The organism is Arthrobacter pascens, assembly GCF_030815585.1.
Lineage (GTDB): Bacteria > Actinomycetota > Actinomycetes > Actinomycetales > Micrococcaceae > Arthrobacter > Arthrobacter pascens_A.
Genome location: NZ_JAUSWY010000001.1, coordinates 2,824,479 through 2,839,097 on the forward strand (window position 1 = coordinate 2,824,479; position 14,619 = coordinate 2,839,097).

The 14,619-nt window shown below is 64.5% G+C and carries 14 protein-coding genes; 2 read left to right on the forward strand and 12 right to left on the reverse strand.

Annotation, left to right across the window (positions count from 1 at the left end):
* Window positions 1-8: 8 nt before the first annotated feature.
* Entirely contained in the window at window positions 9-1,502 is a 1,494-nt protein-coding gene (locus QFZ30_RS13105) for an HNH endonuclease signature motif containing protein (protein WP_307076861.1), read from the forward strand.
* A 96-nt stretch (window positions 1,503-1,598) separates the two neighbouring features.
* Here the strand turns inward: QFZ30_RS13105 and QFZ30_RS13110 are convergent, their stop codons facing one another.
* Window positions 1,599-2,783 carry a helix-turn-helix transcriptional regulator gene (locus QFZ30_RS13110; RefSeq protein ID WP_307076863.1) on the reverse strand — a complete coding sequence of 395 codons (1,185 nt, stop codon included), beginning with the start codon at window positions 2,781-2,783 and terminating at the stop codon, window positions 1,599-1,601.
* A gap of 166 nt (window positions 2,784-2,949) precedes the next feature.
* Between QFZ30_RS13110 and QFZ30_RS13115 the strand changes: the two genes are divergently transcribed.
* The gene (locus QFZ30_RS13115) at window positions 2,950-3,231 is read left to right on the forward strand and encodes a hypothetical protein (protein ID WP_307076865.1); all 282 of its coding nucleotides are present in this window, start codon (window positions 2,950-2,952) and stop codon (window positions 3,229-3,231) included.
* 98 nt (window positions 3,232-3,329) lie between these two features.
* Here the strand turns inward: QFZ30_RS13115 and QFZ30_RS13120 are convergent, their stop codons facing one another.
* The 11 genes from QFZ30_RS13120 to truB form a co-directional block, all read right to left on the reverse strand.
* Window positions 3,330-3,791: a DUF1579 family protein gene (locus tag QFZ30_RS13120; RefSeq protein WP_307076866.1), complete on the reverse strand. Its 462-nt coding sequence runs from the start codon at window positions 3,789-3,791 to the stop codon at window positions 3,330-3,332.
* 21 nt (window positions 3,792-3,812) lie between these two features.
* On the reverse strand, window positions 3,813-5,156 hold the full coding sequence (locus QFZ30_RS13125) for a M16 family metallopeptidase (RefSeq protein ID WP_307076869.1): 1,344 nt from the start codon (window positions 5,154-5,156) through the stop codon (window positions 3,813-3,815).
* 125 nt (window positions 5,157-5,281) lie between these two features.
* The gene (locus tag QFZ30_RS13130; protein ID WP_307080247.1) at window positions 5,282-7,546 is read right to left on the reverse strand and encodes a polyribonucleotide nucleotidyltransferase; all 2,265 of its coding nucleotides are present in this window, start codon (window positions 7,544-7,546) and stop codon (window positions 5,282-5,284) included.
* Window positions 7,547-7,793: 247 nt separating this feature from the next.
* Window positions 7,794-8,063: a 30S ribosomal protein S15 gene (gene rpsO / locus QFZ30_RS13135; protein WP_307076870.1), complete on the reverse strand. Its 270-nt coding sequence runs from the start codon at window positions 8,061-8,063 to the stop codon at window positions 7,794-7,796.
* Window positions 8,064-8,362: 299 nt separating this feature from the next.
* Entirely contained in the window at window positions 8,363-9,325 is a 963-nt protein-coding gene (locus QFZ30_RS13140) for a glycosyltransferase (RefSeq protein WP_307076872.1), read from the reverse strand.
* Between the two features lie 278 nt (window positions 9,326-9,603).
* Window positions 9,604-10,839 (reverse strand): kynureninase, encoded by a 1,236-nt coding sequence (gene kynU / locus QFZ30_RS13145; protein WP_307076874.1) that lies wholly within the window; start codon window positions 10,837-10,839, stop codon window positions 9,604-9,606.
* Between the two features lie 20 nt (window positions 10,840-10,859).
* Complete coding sequence (gene kynA, locus QFZ30_RS13150) at window positions 10,860-11,714, reverse strand: tryptophan 2,3-dioxygenase (protein ID WP_307076876.1); 855 nt, start codon at window positions 11,712-11,714, stop codon at window positions 10,860-10,862.
* A 37-nt stretch (window positions 11,715-11,751) separates the two neighbouring features.
* Entirely contained in the window at window positions 11,752-12,735 is a 984-nt protein-coding gene (locus QFZ30_RS13155; protein WP_307076878.1) for a bifunctional riboflavin kinase/FAD synthetase, read from the reverse strand.
* A 96-nt stretch (window positions 12,736-12,831) separates the two neighbouring features.
* Window positions 12,832-13,296 (reverse strand): hypothetical protein, encoded by a 465-nt coding sequence (locus QFZ30_RS13160; RefSeq protein WP_307076880.1) that lies wholly within the window; start codon window positions 13,294-13,296, stop codon window positions 12,832-12,834.
* A 33-nt stretch (window positions 13,297-13,329) separates the two neighbouring features.
* Window positions 13,330-13,683 (reverse strand): hypothetical protein, encoded by a 354-nt coding sequence (locus QFZ30_RS13165; protein WP_307076882.1) that lies wholly within the window; start codon window positions 13,681-13,683, stop codon window positions 13,330-13,332.
* Between the two features lie 2 nt (window positions 13,684-13,685).
* Entirely contained in the window at window positions 13,686-14,609 is a 924-nt protein-coding gene (gene truB, locus QFZ30_RS13170; RefSeq protein ID WP_307076884.1) for a tRNA pseudouridine(55) synthase TruB, read from the reverse strand.
* Window positions 14,610-14,619: the final 10 nt, after the last annotated feature.

The window sequence follows — 14,619 nt, forward strand, 5'->3', positions numbered from 1 at the left end:
CTGTGGGTATGGAGAACACGGCAGCAGTAGAGGTGCAGGAGGCCATCGAGGCTTCCGTCGCTGCCGTGGGTGCGATTGTCCGCCGGAAGGGGCCCGGGGGCGGGTCTGGTGTTGATCTACTGCGGCAACAGGCTGATGACTGGCTGGAGATCCTGGCGGAGGCTGCCCGGCTGCAAGCCAAGACGGCAGCCCTGGTAGTGCGCGCCGCAGCCGGGTTCGCCGGCACCACACGGGCTATGGCGGCGCCGGAGGCGTTGCCGCAGGAACGCACCGCGCAGGAGATGGCCATCGTCGCCGAGGTCGTCGCATGCGTTATGACCGTCAGTGAACGCACCGCCGGGGCACTCCTGTCCGAATCCCACGAACTGACAGCCTCGCTGCCCCTGACTCTCGCTGCATTGCAGGCAGGGACGATTTCGTGGCAGCACGCCCAGGCAATGGTCGACGAAACCACCACCCTGGACCCCGCCGGCGCCGCGGCACTGGAGGCCCACTTCCTGGACCCAGACGCCCCTAACCCCGCCCGCGGCGGCCCCGCAGGAGAACTCGTGCCGTCCCGGTTCCGGCACAAGGCCAGGACCTGGCGGGAACGCCACCACCAGGACAGCATCGAAAAACGGCACACCAAAGGCGCCCAGGACAGGCGGCTCGAGTACGCCCCGGACCGCGACGGCATGGCCTGGCTCTCCGCCTACTTGCCCGCCGACACCGCCGCCGGGATCTGGAACCGGGCCACCGCCGCCGCGCGAGCCCTCCAAGGCCCGACCGAGGACAGGACGCTCACCCAGCTCCGCGCCGACACCGCCGCGACCTGGCTCCTCCGCGCCGGCGGCGAATCCGTTTCCGGCCTACGCACGGCTCACCCAACGGCGGAGAACAGCACCATTGGCGGGGTCGGCCCTGGCGGGGTGCCGTCACCGGCCGCGCAGGTCCTCATAACGGTTCCGGTGTTCTCGCTGCTGGGCCTCACCGACGAACCAGCCATCCTGGACGGCTACGGACCCATCCCACCATCCATGGCCCGCCGCCTTGTCGCCGACGGGGCTGATTCCTTCCACCGGGTCCTGACCGACCCCCGCGATGGGGCGCCGTTGGAGATCGGGCGAACCAGCTACCGCATCCCCAAGGCCATGCGCCAATGGCTGCGCCTGCGCGACGGCAAGTGCCCCTTCCCCGGCTGCAGCAACCACTCCCTCGACAACGAAGCAGACCACCTCCTCGCCTGGAACGTCGGCGGCACCACCGGGATCACCAACCTCGGCCAGCCCTGCCGTAAACACCACCGACTGAAACACACAACAAGCTGGACACCCACCGGAGCCAGACCCAACGAACCACCCGGCTGGATTTCCCCCACCGGGCGCCGCTACCACAGTGAACACCAAGACTGGGAACCTCCCCACTGGCCCGCCATCATCCAGAACCAGCCGCTGCGTTCAGATCCGAGCCACGAATTCCTAGAACCTACCCCTGCCCCTGCCCGAAGATCCCTTCGCGAATGAGGCATAGCCACCGGAGTGTCTTAGAGGACTTTGGCCACCGCTTGGTAGCTGGAGTCCTTGGGAGACGGCTGCAGCACTGGAAGCTGCCCGGGACTGTCACTCGTGCTGTCGCGGGCTGGACACGCCAGCGACGACTCCCAGCGCCATGGCGAGCAGTGATGCGCGGCTTCGGACTCCACAGACTTCGAATATCTGTTTGAACTGGTCCTGGACGGTATAGGCGCCTGTTCCTTGGGCCGCTGCCATGGCCGCTGTGCTCGCACCAGCAAACGCGAGCTCCAGTAATTCCCTCTGCCGGGGTGTCAGGCCGAAGCACCTCGCAAAGATGTCCAGCCTCGCCTCGGGCGGGCATTCCTGGATGGTCACGGCCAATGGTGGAGTGCCACCCGGGGCTGCCGAATCCATCCGGCTTGCCCGGAGGATGGCCCATTTGCCGTAACCGATGTGCACCCGCGCCGCAGCTGGATGATCATCCACTCCCGCCTCACGTGCCAGTAATTGTGCAGCGACGTTCAGGACCTCTGCCGGAACTCCCTGATAGGGCCGCGGACCGGGCTGAAGTAGGTCCAGCCAATCCCTCACGGACGCGGTCTCCCCTATCACGGCCATGTCGGCGTCCAGCGTCAGCACGGCCTGCTCCGGGAGGTCATCGGTGGGAGCGCTTCTTCGCGACTCGCTGACTGTAGGTTGTCCAATCCGCGGGCTTTTCAGCGGAGCGTCCCGCCTGGATGGTATCGCAGTCGCTTCCAAGCCGAACTGTCTGGCGATGGACCGCCGCAGCGCGGGCGTCACTTCATTCGTCACTGTTGCCAGGTAGGCCATTTCGCTGGCCGTGAACGCGCCCTGCGCCGGCTCCCGCCATAGGTCGAGCCACCCCCAACACCCATGCTTGTCCGCAAATACGGTGAACAGGACATCAGAGACCCCGTGGCGTTTCAGCACCCCATCCCAGACCGGACTTTTCGACGGTTCTCCATTGCTGGCCTGGAGCAGCGATGCCACGGGAGAGGCGCTCTCGGCCAACCGCGTCCACCTGCCCATGGGTGTCAAGTACTTCAGTCGGATGAGGAGGGGGAGTTCCTCCGGGCATGGAATCCGTGCCAAAGGCGAAATTCCTGTTGCTGTTGCAGGGTCGGAAAGTGGCCAGACGCACGCGCTGAAAGGCAACATTCGGCCCAGCTCCTTGAGCACTCCTGCACGCAATGCCCGATGATCCAAGAGTGAATCGCTGAGAAGCCGGACGCGCTCAAGGCTCCGGTTCAACGCCCAGCCTGTGGTCATTCACCCAGTATGCGCTCCGGCTGGACAGCCAGCACGTCGAGGCCCGTCTTCCAGATTTCTGGGATATCGCTTGAAGTGGACTGCGCCTACGGTGAGCAGTACCAAAGGCCGTGGAACCGGTACTGTTCCGGTTCGACAGCTGGCCAACTTCTAAGGAGAATCTGGAATGTTTACGCTGCAGATCGAGCACGGAATCAAGGACTTCGGCATGTGGAAAGCGGCCTTCGACCGGGACCCGGTGAATCGCGCCCGCTCCGGCGTGGTCGCCCATCGCATCGGCCGGCCCGTCGGCGATTCCCACTATGTGGTGGTGGAACTCGATTTCACCGAACGCGGCCAGGCAGAGAAGTTGCTGGCCAATCTGCAGGACAACGTGTGGAACTCTCCTGCCGCTTCGCCTGCCCTGAACGGGGCGCCGCTGACCAGGATTATGGAATCAGAGAGCTGACCGGCGGATTTTCACCACCACGGTGTCCGTTTCGCGCTGAGACTTGGTAACCCGGGGGCTGCAGGTGTCCGTTCGCCCTCTGTGAGTCCGGACGTGGGTCAGGCGCGGCGGCACTCCGACGTCATGAACGGGACGTAGTCCTGGGCGTCGTCCAGGCGTAATTCGGCGGTGTGGCGGAGTACGCCTCCGTCCACGCGGAAGGTATGGCGGGCGGTCCCCCGGTCGCTGTGGCGCTCCACCCGGAGGACGCCGTCCACCCAGGTGCAGCGGGCCGGAGTGCCCGGAGCCGATCCCATGCTGTCCACGTAATACCAGAGAACCTCATCGTGGTCGGGATCTACGGTGAACACACCGTGTCCCTCAAAATGGGTACCGTCAGCCTCTGTGTGCCGGTAGCTCTGGACCACCGCATAACCGCCGGCGGCCCGCGAATAGCTCACTTCAGCGTCGGCAGTGCGCTCGGGCCCCCAGGCTGATGCAGCGAGGCGCGTGGTGCCGCGCCAATGCCCCAGGAAGTTCTCCAGCACTGCATGCACTGTGCCCGGCTGCGGACGGTTCATGGCTTCCTCCCGACGTCCCGGTCAGAGACCGAACGTCTCATTTTCTTCGAACGGACCCACCACGGTGACAGTCCGGGGCGCTGCGGCCAGCTCCCTGGCAAGGTCCTGGACCTCCTGCGCCGTGACCGATTTGATGAGCCGGAGGGTCTCGTCGATGTCCTGGTACTCTCCGGACACCAGTTCGGCGCGGCCCAGGCGGGACATCCGGGAGCCGGTGTCCTCCAGTGCCAGCACGATGCCACCGCAGAGCTGACCCACCGCTTTGCGGAGTTCGTCCTCGGATATCCCGCCCTCAGCCAGCTTGTCCAGCTCAAGCCCCAGCAGATCCAGCACCTGGCGGACTTTGGAGGGCGTGCACCCGGCATACATGCCGAAGTAGCCCGCGTCAGCGTAGGAGGACGCGAACGAATACGTGGAGTACACCAGTCCGCGCTTCTCACGGATTTCCTGGAACAGCCGCGAGGACATTCCCCCGCCGAGCACTGCGTTGAGCACGCTCATGACGTAGCGGCGTTCATCCGTCGCCACGATCGTGGGGCAGCCCATGATGATGTTGGCCTGCTCCACCGCGCGCTTGACCACGTGCAGGCCAGCGGTGCCGGTGATCTCGGCACGTTCGGTGGGGCGGCGCTCCACCGGAGCGGCGCTGGGCTCAAGCGGCCAGCCGGCCGCGTGGAGCGCATCCACCACAAGGCGGCAGACGACGTCGTGCTCCAGGCCTCCCGCGGCAGTGATTACCAGCTCGTCGGGCCGGTAGTACCGGCGGTAGTGATCCCATACCGAATCGCGCGCCACCGCCCTGATGGCGGCGGGCGTGCCGCCGATGGGGCGGCCCAACGGATGGGTTCCCAACACGGCCGCCACAAAATTTTCATGCGCCACGTCCGTGGGGTCATCGCTGTCCATGGCGATTTCCTCCAGGATGACGTCGCGCTCCTGCTCCATTTCGGCCGGATCCAGGACGGCACCCGTGATCATGTCCGCAATCACGTCAATCGCCATGGGAAGGTCCGTGTCCAGCACCCGGGCGAAGTAGCACGTGCTTTCCTTGGCGGTAGCGGCGTTGGACTCGCCGCCCACCTCGTCGAACGCTGAGGCGATTTCCAGCGCCGTCCGGCGTCTGGTGCCCTTGAACAGGAGGTGTTCCAGGAAATGAGTTGAGCCGTGCTGTCCCGGAGCCTCGTCACGGGACCCCACGCCCACCCAAAATCCGATAGTGGCCGAACGCTGCCCGGGCATCGCTTCGGTGAGCACCCGCACGCCGCCGGGCAACACGGAACGCCTGACAACGGAGCCGCCGTCGGATCCGTGCACAAGGGTGTCGCCGGGCTGGTTCTGCTCAAGCGGCAGGGGTACAACAGTCATTGAAGCCTTTCGGGGAGCGGCTGCCGAATCTGGCTGCCATCGTAACAGCGGCGGGGCCGGTGGATCATCCACCGGCCCCGCCGCTTTCTGCTGTGTGCCGGAAGCTGCTACTCCGCGTGAGTGGACTACTCCGCTTCTGCAGCGCCCTCTGCCGCGACGGAAGCGTGAACGGGCTCGGCTTCGCCGGCGCCTTCCTCTTCAGCCACTACGGGGGACAGCGACAGCTTTCCGCGGTCATCGATCTTGGTGATTTCGACCTGGATCTTCTGACCCACGGAGACCACGTCATCAACGTTGTCCACGCGCTTGCCGCTGGCAAGCTTGCGCAGCTCGGAGATGTGCAGCAGGCCGTCCTTGCCCGGGGTGAGGGAAATGAAGGCGCCGAAGGTGGTGGTCTTGACGACCGTGCCCAGGTAGCGCTCGCCGATTTCCGGAACCTGCGGGTTGGCGATGGCGTTGATGGCGGAGCGTGCTGCGTCTGCAGACGGACCGTTGGTGGCGCCAATGTAGACCGTGCCGTCGTCCTCGATGGAGATGTCCGCGCCGGTGTCTTCCTGGATCTGGTTGATCATCTTGCCCTTGGGCCCAATGACCTCGCCGATCTTGTCAACCGGGATCTTGACCGCGATGACGCGCGGCGCGAACTCGGAGAGCTCATCCGGGGTATCGATCGCGGAGTTGATGACATCCAGGATGTGCAGGCGGGCTTCGCGGGCCTGCTTCAGCGCTGCTGCCAGCACGGAAGCCGGGATGCCGTCGAGCTTGGTGTCCAGCTGGATGGCCGTGACGAACTCGGACGTACCGGCAACCTTGAAGTCCATGTCGCCGAACGCGTCTTCGGCACCGAGGATGTCCGTCAGGGCAGCGTAGCGGGTCTGGCCGTCAACCTGGTCGGAAACCAGGCCCATGGCGATACCGGCAACGGCGGCCTTCAGGGGCACACCTGCGTTGAGCATGGACAGCGTGGAGGCGCAGACCGAACCCATCGACGTCGAACCGTTGGAGCTGAGGGCCTCGGACACCTGGCGGATGGCGTACGGGAACTCTTCCCGGGACGGCAGCACCGGCACGAGCGCACGCTCAGCCAGGGCACCGTGGCCGATTTCGCGGCGCTTCGGGGAACCGACGCGGCCGGTCTCACCGGTGGAGTACGGCGGGAAGTTGTAGTTGTGCATGTAGCGCTTGCGCGTCACGGGAGACAGCGAGTCGATCTGCTGTTCCATCTTGAGCATGTTCAGCGTGGTCACACCCATGATCTGGGTCTCGCCGCGCTCGAAGATCGCGGAACCGTGCACGCGGGGCAGAACCTCAACCTCGGCGGTGAGCTGGCGGATGTCCGTCAGGCCTCGGCCGTCGATGCGGATCTGGTCCTTGAGGATGCGCTGGCGCACAACCTGCTTGGTGACCGAGCGGAACGCTGCAGAGAGCTCCTTCTCGCGGCCTTCGAACTGGCCGGCGAGTGAGGAAGTGACTTCGTCCTTCAACGAATCCGTTGCAACGTCGCGTTCCTGCTTGTCGGCGATCTGGAAGACGGCCGCCAGCTTCTCAGCGGCAGCGGCCTCCACAGCGGCGTACACGTCATCCTGGTAGTCCAGGAAGACCGGGAACTCAACGGTGGGCTTTGCAGCGCGGGCGGCGAGGTCGGCCTGGGCGTCGCAAAGCGCCTTGATGAACGGCTTGGCAGCCTCGAGGCCCTCGGAGACAACCTCTTCCGTGGGGGCGGTGGCGCCCTGTTCCTTGATGAGGTTCCAGGAGTTGTCCGTTGCTTCGGCTTCAACCATCATGATGGCAACGTCGTCGCCCGCGATGCGGCCGGCAACCACCATGTTGAAGACAGAGTTCTCCAGCTGTGAGTGCTTCGGGAAAGCGACCCACTGCGAACCCTGCTCGTCAGCCACGAGGGCAACGCGGACGCCGCCGATGGGGCCGGAGAACGGAAGTCCGGAGAGCTGCGTGGACATGGAGGAGGCGTTGATGGCCACCACGTCGTAGAGCTCGTCGGGGTTGATGGCCAAAACGGTCACCACAATCTGGACCTCGTTGCGCAGGCCCTTGACGAAGGCGGGACGCAGCGGACGGTCCATTAGGCGGCAGGCCAGGATCGCTTCGGTGGACGGGCGGCCTTCACGGCGGAAGAACGAGCCCGGGATGCGGCCGGCAGCGTACATGCGCTCTTCCACATCAACCGTCAGCGGGAAGAAGTCGAAGCCTTCGCGCGGGTGCTTGCCTGCGGTAGTGGCGGACAGCAGCGCGGTGTCTTCGTCGATGTACACCATGGCTGCGCCGGCTGCCTGCTTGGCAAGACGGCCGGTTTCGAAGCGGATTACACGCTTGCCGAAGCGGCCATTATCAATGACTGCTTCTGAGAACTGGATTTCGGGACCCTCCAAGAGAGTCACCTCCGTTTCTTGTTTCACGGAGTCCAGCCGCATCAACCCAGTCCAGCATCTGTCTACTGGCCTGCACTGCACCCGGTCATCGATCGAGACCCACGGGCCGGGGCTTCAGTCTTCGAAGCCGTTCCCGGGGATCACTACCGAGGACCGCGAATGCGTGATGCGGTTGATCCTCCTGTTTAGTTTTCTTTTGAAGAAGGCGGCCCGTTCCGTCGAGGAAAGGGCCGCCCCTTAAGCCTGACTAGCGGCGCAGGCCGAGGCGCTCGATGAGCGCACGGTAGCGGGCGATGTCAGTGTTCTTGAGGTAGGTGAGCATGCGCTTGCGACGACCAACCATGGCCAGCAGACCGCGCTGGGTGTGGTAATCGTGCTTGTGCACCTTCATGTGCTCAGTCAGATCCTTGATCCGCTGGGTCAGGACTGCAACCTGGACCTCCGGCGAACCGGTGTCGGCCTCGGACGTTGCAAAATCCTTGATGATGGTCTGCTTTACAGCGGCGTCAAGTGCCACAATAACTCCTAGAGATGTGCCGTGAGGCCCGAATCAGTAACTCACTGCCGGGTCTGCCAACGCGGAATTCCTCCGGAATCCAAGGGTATTCCACGCATGGCAGGAACCAGCCGCCACGGACTGCAGCCGGATCCAACGTTCAGTTTACCGGCAGCGCTGCAATCTTGTCGAAACAGCCGTACCCGGACCGGTATGGAGGCGCGTATGACGGCGGCGCGATTTCCAGCGAACGTCGCACCACTGACGAAAAGCGCTGTTGACTTGTGGGACGTTCGGCGGGCCGGAAACGATAAATGCCCTTAGCGCGCGCTAGTGACGAGGGCCTCCACCTTGCGGACTACAGCCGCCGGGTCCGGAAGAGCGAGCGTTTCTGTTCGTAGGGCTGTGACGCGGTCACGCATCTTCGCGTCATCCCGCAAGGCCGCTACTCGCTCCCTGATCACGGTCGAGTCCGCAGTCTGCGAGTCGAGCACACATCCCACACCGAGGTGCTGGACACGATCAGCGGTGAACGGCTGGTCAGCTCCCATGGGAAAGAGGATCTGGGGGGCCCCACCCAGGACGGATCTCATGAAGAGCCCGCTACCCCCGTGATGCAGAACGACGCTGGCACGTGGGACGAGGGCATCAAGGTCGACATACTGCTCCACACGCACATGCGATGGTTGGGGCCCGAATCGGGCGGGATCGAGATCGCGTCCAACTGCTACCACGCACGGAGCATCCACTTCGGCGAGTGCGTCGAGAATCCGATCAAATAGATCGCCCGATTCGGTATTGAACTCGGTTCCGAGGGTTGCCACGATCGACCCGTTCGGGTCGGGCTTGAGCCCGCGATCAGGCCGCATCCACACTGCGTGATCCGGGGCCGGAAAGTCCGGAGCTCTCATGGTCGGTGTGAACGGAACAACAAAGAGGTCGCCCTGGTATCTAATGGGCTCTGACAATCCAAGTTCTAGGCGCAATCGCTCAAGCGCATCACTGACGCGATCCGCGCGCACTAGTGATCCCGATGCGATCACAGATACAATAACGACCGGAACGCCCGCGCGTGCACCTGCGGCCATCGCCCCGAAGTCCAGCTCATCGCACACAATCAAATCCGTGCTCGAAATCACCGCCTCGATCGCTTCAGCCGACTGGCGCGCAGCATCGCCTGCGAAGTACTCAGCCACAACAGCCACCTCAGCATCCCGATCCACGGGTAGCAAAGGAGAGATCTCATCGCTGATACGGGCTCGACGATCCGGCCGAGTTTCCATCCGACGAAACATCCCCTCAGGAGCCGACCGAGCTCCAGAAGCTCGGCCGACCAGGGTCAGGTCGTGGCCCGCATCGACGAGTACCCGAAGCAGAGGAAATTGAGGAACGAGATGACCGGCGCCACCAACAAAGGAGCAAAGTATTTGCACGTTCCCAAGATTAACACCGCGGCCACGCATACCTTCTAATTTCAGCGTGGTGGAGGCTCGCGCGTAGGGTTGGAAACCGCCCAGGGATGGCGGCGCTTACGGACAGTTATGCCCCAGTTATGCCCCAGCTATGGCCGCAGTTGTTCCCTGATGGCGGCCATCCCGCGGAAGACTTCCCCATAGCTGGTGGTAAGCGGCGCCAGTCCAATCCGGAGGCCCTGCGGTGCGCGGAAATCCGGGATGACGTCCTGCTCCCACAGCGCCGCTGTCGCGTCGCGGAAGGCCGGATGGTCCAGGGTGATGTGGCTCCCCCGCCGCTCCGGATCACGCGGCGATGCCAAGTGCACACCGTGCGGTTCGAGCCATTCTTCGAACAGTTCCACTGCGTAAGCGGTGAGTTTCAGCGACTTCTCCCGGATCGCTGCCATCCCGGCGTCTTCGATGAGGTCCAAGGTACCGCGCATGGCCAGCATCCCGAAGATGGCCGGGGTGCCGCTCAGGAACCCCCGGATGCCGGGCGCCGGCTCGTAGCCCCGAGCCATCTCAAAGGCATCCTTGCGTCCCATCCAGCCCCAGACCGGCTGCCGGAGTGTGGGCAGGTGGCGGCTGTTGATGTAGGCGAACGCCGGCGAGCCCGGCCCGCCGTTGAGGTACTTGTAAGTGCAGCCGGCGGCGAAATCCACATTCGCGCCGTCCAGGTCCAGCTCCACGGACCCGGCGGAATGGCAAAGGTCCCACACCACCAGGGCTCCGGCGCTGTGCGCGGCCTCCGTGATGGCCGGAAGATCGGCCAGGAACCCTGAACGGTAGGCCACCTGGCTTAAAAGTACGACGGCGGTGCCCGGTCCGGTTGTCTGCCTCACCTGTTCGGTAGTCACGCCGGACGCCGGATCGGCTTCGATCCACCGCAGCTTGAGGCCTTGCTCGCTGGCGATGCCCTCCACAACATAGCGGTCCGTTGGGAAGTTGTCCGTGTCCAGGACAATTTCCGTCCGGGCGGGGTCGTCCACGCCGGCCAGCGCCGCACGGATGAGCTTGTAGAGGACCACAGTGGTGGAATCGGCGATGATGGTCTGCCCCGGGGCTGCGCCCAGCACGGCCCTGCCCAACTGGTCGCCGATGGTCTGCGGCAGGTCCAGCCATTCTTCATCCCAGCCGCGGATGAGTCGGCTGCCCCAGCTGTCCTGGATGAAATTGCCGATGTCGGTGATGGTGCGCCGGAGCGGACGTCCCAGGGAGTTGCCGTCGAGGTAGGACAACTCAGCATCCGTTCCGACGAAGAGGTCCCGGTAGCTTGCCAGGGGGTCTTGGGCATCGAGGTGTGCTGCCCGCTCGAGGAGCGCAACGCCGTCGGGATCTTGCATGGTTGGCCGGTGTTCCTGTGTCACTGGCCGATCTCCGTCCGGACCGCGAAGAGTTCAGGAAAGAACGTCAGTTCCAGGGCCTTCTGCAGGAATGCGGCGCCGCTGGAACCTCCGGTACCCGATTTCATGCCGATGGTGCGCTGCACCGTGCGCAGGTGCCTGAACCGCCATAGCTGGAAGTTGTCTTCGAGGTCAACAAGTTCCTCGCAGGCTTCGTAGGCGGCCCAGTTGTCCGCCGCATTTTCATAGATGTGCTTGAACAGCGGCACCAGTTCCGGGCAGAATTCGTGGGCCCGGGTGACGTCCCGTTCCAGGACGGACGTCGGCACGTCATAGCCCTGCCTGGCCAGGTAAGCGAGGAATTCGTCGTAGATGCTGGGGGCATTGAGCACCTCCTCCAGCATGGAATGTGCTTCCGGGTCCGATTCGAAGACTGGAAGCATTCTGCGGTTCTTGTTCCCTAGGACAAACTCCACCGCGCGGTATTGGCTGGACTGGAAGCCCGACGCATTGCCCAGGAAGCCGCGGAACTGCGAGTATTCGGTGGGCGTCAGGGTGGCGAGGACGGACCACTGCTCCGTGAGCGTTTTTTGGATGTGCTTAACGCGGGCGACGCCCTTGAGCGCCGAACCGAGGTCGTCTGCGCGGAACCAGGCCGCCGCGCTTCGAAGTTCGTGCAGCACCAGTTTGAGCCACAGCTCAGTGGTCTGGTGCTGGATGATGAACAGCAGCTCGTCGTGGTGCTCAGGCCGGCTGACCGGCTGCTGGGCACTGAGGAGGGTGGGCAGCTGCAGGTAGGACGCGTAGCTCATCCGGGAACTGAAGTCACGGACGATGCCCTTGTCCAGTTTTCGAGTGTTCTTCTCAACGGACACGGTGCTTGCCTTTCCTGATGGTTTCCGGGAATCCCGGTCAGCGCCGGACCAGGAGATCATGCGCCTGGACCACGTCCAGGCGCATCTGGTCAACAAGCGCCTCCGGCCCACGGTACGCCACCATGCCCCGGAGCCTCGCCACGAATTCCACAACTACTGTTTGGCCGTAGAGATCGAAGTCCTCCACGTCTTCGTGCGGGCGGTCGATCACATGGGCCTCGACCTGCCGGCTGACGCCGTCGAATGTGGGATTTGAACCTACAGAAATCGCGGCGGGCCAGCGGGTGCCGGCCTGGTCAACGAGCCAGCCGGCGTAGATTCCGTCCGCCGGAATGAGTCCGCTGGCGTTGCTGGCGAGATTGGCCGTGGGGAACCCCAGCGCACGGCCGCGGGCGGCGCCGTGCACCACCTCCCCGCGCATCCGGTGCGGGCGGCCCAGCACGGCCGCGGCCGTGGCGACGTCGCCCTCCTTCAGCGCCTCCCGCACCCAGGTGGAAGAGCAGCGGCGGTTCTCGCCGTCGTCGTCATGCAGGGGGTAGCCCTCGGAGCCGAACTCGCTGATGACCTGGACGTCGAAAGCAAACTTTTCGCCAAGCTGCTTCATGGTTTCAAGGTCGCCTGAATTGCCACGGCCGAACCGGGCATCGTGGCCGATCACCACGTGGCTGGCGTGGAGGCTGTCCACCAGGATCTGTCCTACGAACTCTTCGGCGGTGAGGCTGGCGAGGTTCAGCGAGTATTTCAAGACCAGGATGGCGTCAAGGCCGAGCTCCCCCAGTGCATCCAGCTTGTCCTGCAGCCCCATGATCAGCTCGGGCGCGGACTCCGGGCGGTGGATCAGGGCAGGGTGCGGATCAAACGTCACTGCCACCGCCTTAGTCCCGTTGCGGCGGGCGGAGCGGATGAGCTGGGACAGCACCTGCTGATGGCCACGATGGACGCCGTCGAAGTTGCCGAAAGTGACAACTGATGGACCGAAGTCCGCCGGGACCTCGGACGGATCGTTCCAGATGTAGACCATCACCCTCGCCTTTTACTGCCTGCAACTGACATGTTCCGGAACCTGACCCGGCGCCGGAACTCTCTAAGATTACCCGCAAACCCGGTGGCCGACTTCCTATCCCCCGGCGGTGGCAGGGCGCTTGCCGGGCCGCCGCCGGTAAAGCCACACCAGGCCCAGGATCGGCAGCAGCAGCGGGATAAAGGCGTAGCCCCGGCCGAAGAGGGACCAGACGGTCTCGTGCGGGAACTGGACGGCATCAAAAACGCTGAGGGCACCCACCACCAGCACGCCCACCAGCTCAACTAGCACGGCGGCCAGGGATACCTTGAACCAGGTACGGCCGGGCTTGGCCAGCGACACGGTAGCTATCACGTACACCAGGGCCGCAAACGCCGAAAGCAGATAGGCCAGCGGAGCCTCGGAGAACTTAGTAAGGATCTGGTACCCGGCGCGCGCTGTGGCCGAAATGGCAAACACTGCGTACACGGCGATCAGGAGCCGGCCGGGCCCTGTGTTGCGGGTGTCCTTGGCGGACGCGCTTGCCTTGTCCGGCGTCGCTTCGGAATTGGGTGCTTTCACAGGGCGGGACTTCACGTTGCGGGCTTCTTCCACTTAGTACCAGATCTGGTTCATTCGGGCGGCCATCACCAGGGCGGTCACCCCGACGGCGGCCAGGACAAAGTTGCTCCAGCGGGTCCGTTCCAGGATGGACCAGTAGACGGCCGCCGGCGGCAGGAGCATGGCTGTGACCAGGTAGCCCCAGAACTCCCAGGCTTCGCCTGCGATGGGTTCGCCGCTGATCACCCTCACGATGGAGCCCACCAGGTACACCAGCAATGCCAGTTCAACGGCGGCCACGGAGAGAATAGTGACGTCGTTCGGGGCCCTTTTCAGGATGCCGGCCACCAGGCAGATGCCGCTGGAGATCAGGCCGACGGCCAGGATGATGTAGAAATACGCGTCCACGCCTAGGCCTCCTGGCCTGTGGCGTTGCTGGGCGCGAACACCAGGACGGGCTTGGCAAAGCTGCCGGCATCCGCCAGCAGGGCCACCAGGCTCCCGTCCGGAGCAAAAGCCGCTGCAGGATGCTCCGCCGTTGCGGCCTGGGGACTCCCGGCGGCTGCGCCGGCCGCAATCCGCCGGCCGAAAGAGATCTCCGTGGTTTCATCCGCGGTAAGTTCCCTGTTGGGCATTAGCGCACGGGCGGCCTGGGACATTTCCAGGACGTTGAGTTCCTCGGCCAGCTGCTCCAGCGTCCGTGCCTGGTCCAGCGAATAGGGGCCGACGTGGGTACGGCGCAGGGCAGTCAGGTGCCCGCCGACGCCCAGCGCATCGCCCAGGTCCCGGGCGAGGGCGCGGATGTAGGTACCGGAGGAACACTCCACCGTCACGTCGATATCCACCACCGCGCTGCCGGGTTCCCGCCTGATGCCGTGCACTTCGAACCGGTGGATGGTGACCGGGCGCGCCGCGAGTTTAACATCCTCGCCCGACCGGACCCGCGCATAGGCCCTTTCGCCGTTGACCTTGATGGCACTGACGCTGCTGGGCACCTGCTGGATCTGCCCTGTGAGGGCCGCAACGCCGTCGTGAATCGCTTCATCGCCGATGGCGGCAGCGCTGGCGGTGGTGATGACGTCGCCCTCGGCGTCGTCAGTAATGGTGGATTGGCCCAGCCGGATGGTTGCCGTATAGGTTTTGGAGGTGCCCACGATGTAGGTGAGCAGGCGCGTGGCCTTGTTGATGCCGACCACCAGGACTCCGGTGGCCATGGGGTCCAGGGTCCCTGCATGCCCCACTTTCCGGGTACCGGCGAGACGCCGCATCCGACCAACCACATCATGGCTGGTCCATCCCTGCGGTTTGTCCACTATCACCAGTCCAGAAAGCACGCTTCCCAGT

What these genes read in the sequence shown, in the direction of transcription:
- QFZ30_RS13105 (WP_307076861.1), top strand. Translation starts at nt 9, where the DNA reads ATGGAGAACACGGCAGCAGTAGAGGTGCAGGAGGCCATCGAGGCTTCC.
- QFZ30_RS13110 (WP_307076863.1), bottom strand. Translation starts at nt 2,783, where the DNA reads ATGACCACAGGCTGGGCGTTGAACCGGAGCCTTGAGCGCGTCCGGCTT.
- QFZ30_RS13115 (WP_307076865.1), top strand. Translation starts at nt 2,950, where the DNA reads ATGTTTACGCTGCAGATCGAGCACGGAATCAAGGACTTCGGCATGTGG.
- QFZ30_RS13120 (WP_307076866.1), bottom strand. Translation starts at nt 3,791, where the DNA reads ATGAACCGTCCGCAGCCGGGCACAGTGCATGCAGTGCTGGAGAACTTC.
- QFZ30_RS13125 (WP_307076869.1), bottom strand. Translation starts at nt 5,156, where the DNA reads ATGACTGTTGTACCCCTGCCGCTTGAGCAGAACCAGCCCGGCGACACC.
- QFZ30_RS13140 (WP_307076872.1), bottom strand. Translation starts at nt 9,325, where the DNA reads ATGGAAACTCGGCCGGATCGTCGAGCCCGTATCAGCGATGAGATCTCT.
- kynU (WP_307076874.1), bottom strand. Translation starts at nt 10,839, where the DNA reads ATGCAAGATCCCGACGGCGTTGCGCTCCTCGAGCGGGCAGCACACCTC.
- QFZ30_RS13155 (WP_307076878.1), bottom strand. Translation starts at nt 12,735, where the DNA reads ATGGTCTACATCTGGAACGATCCGTCCGAGGTCCCGGCGGACTTCGGT.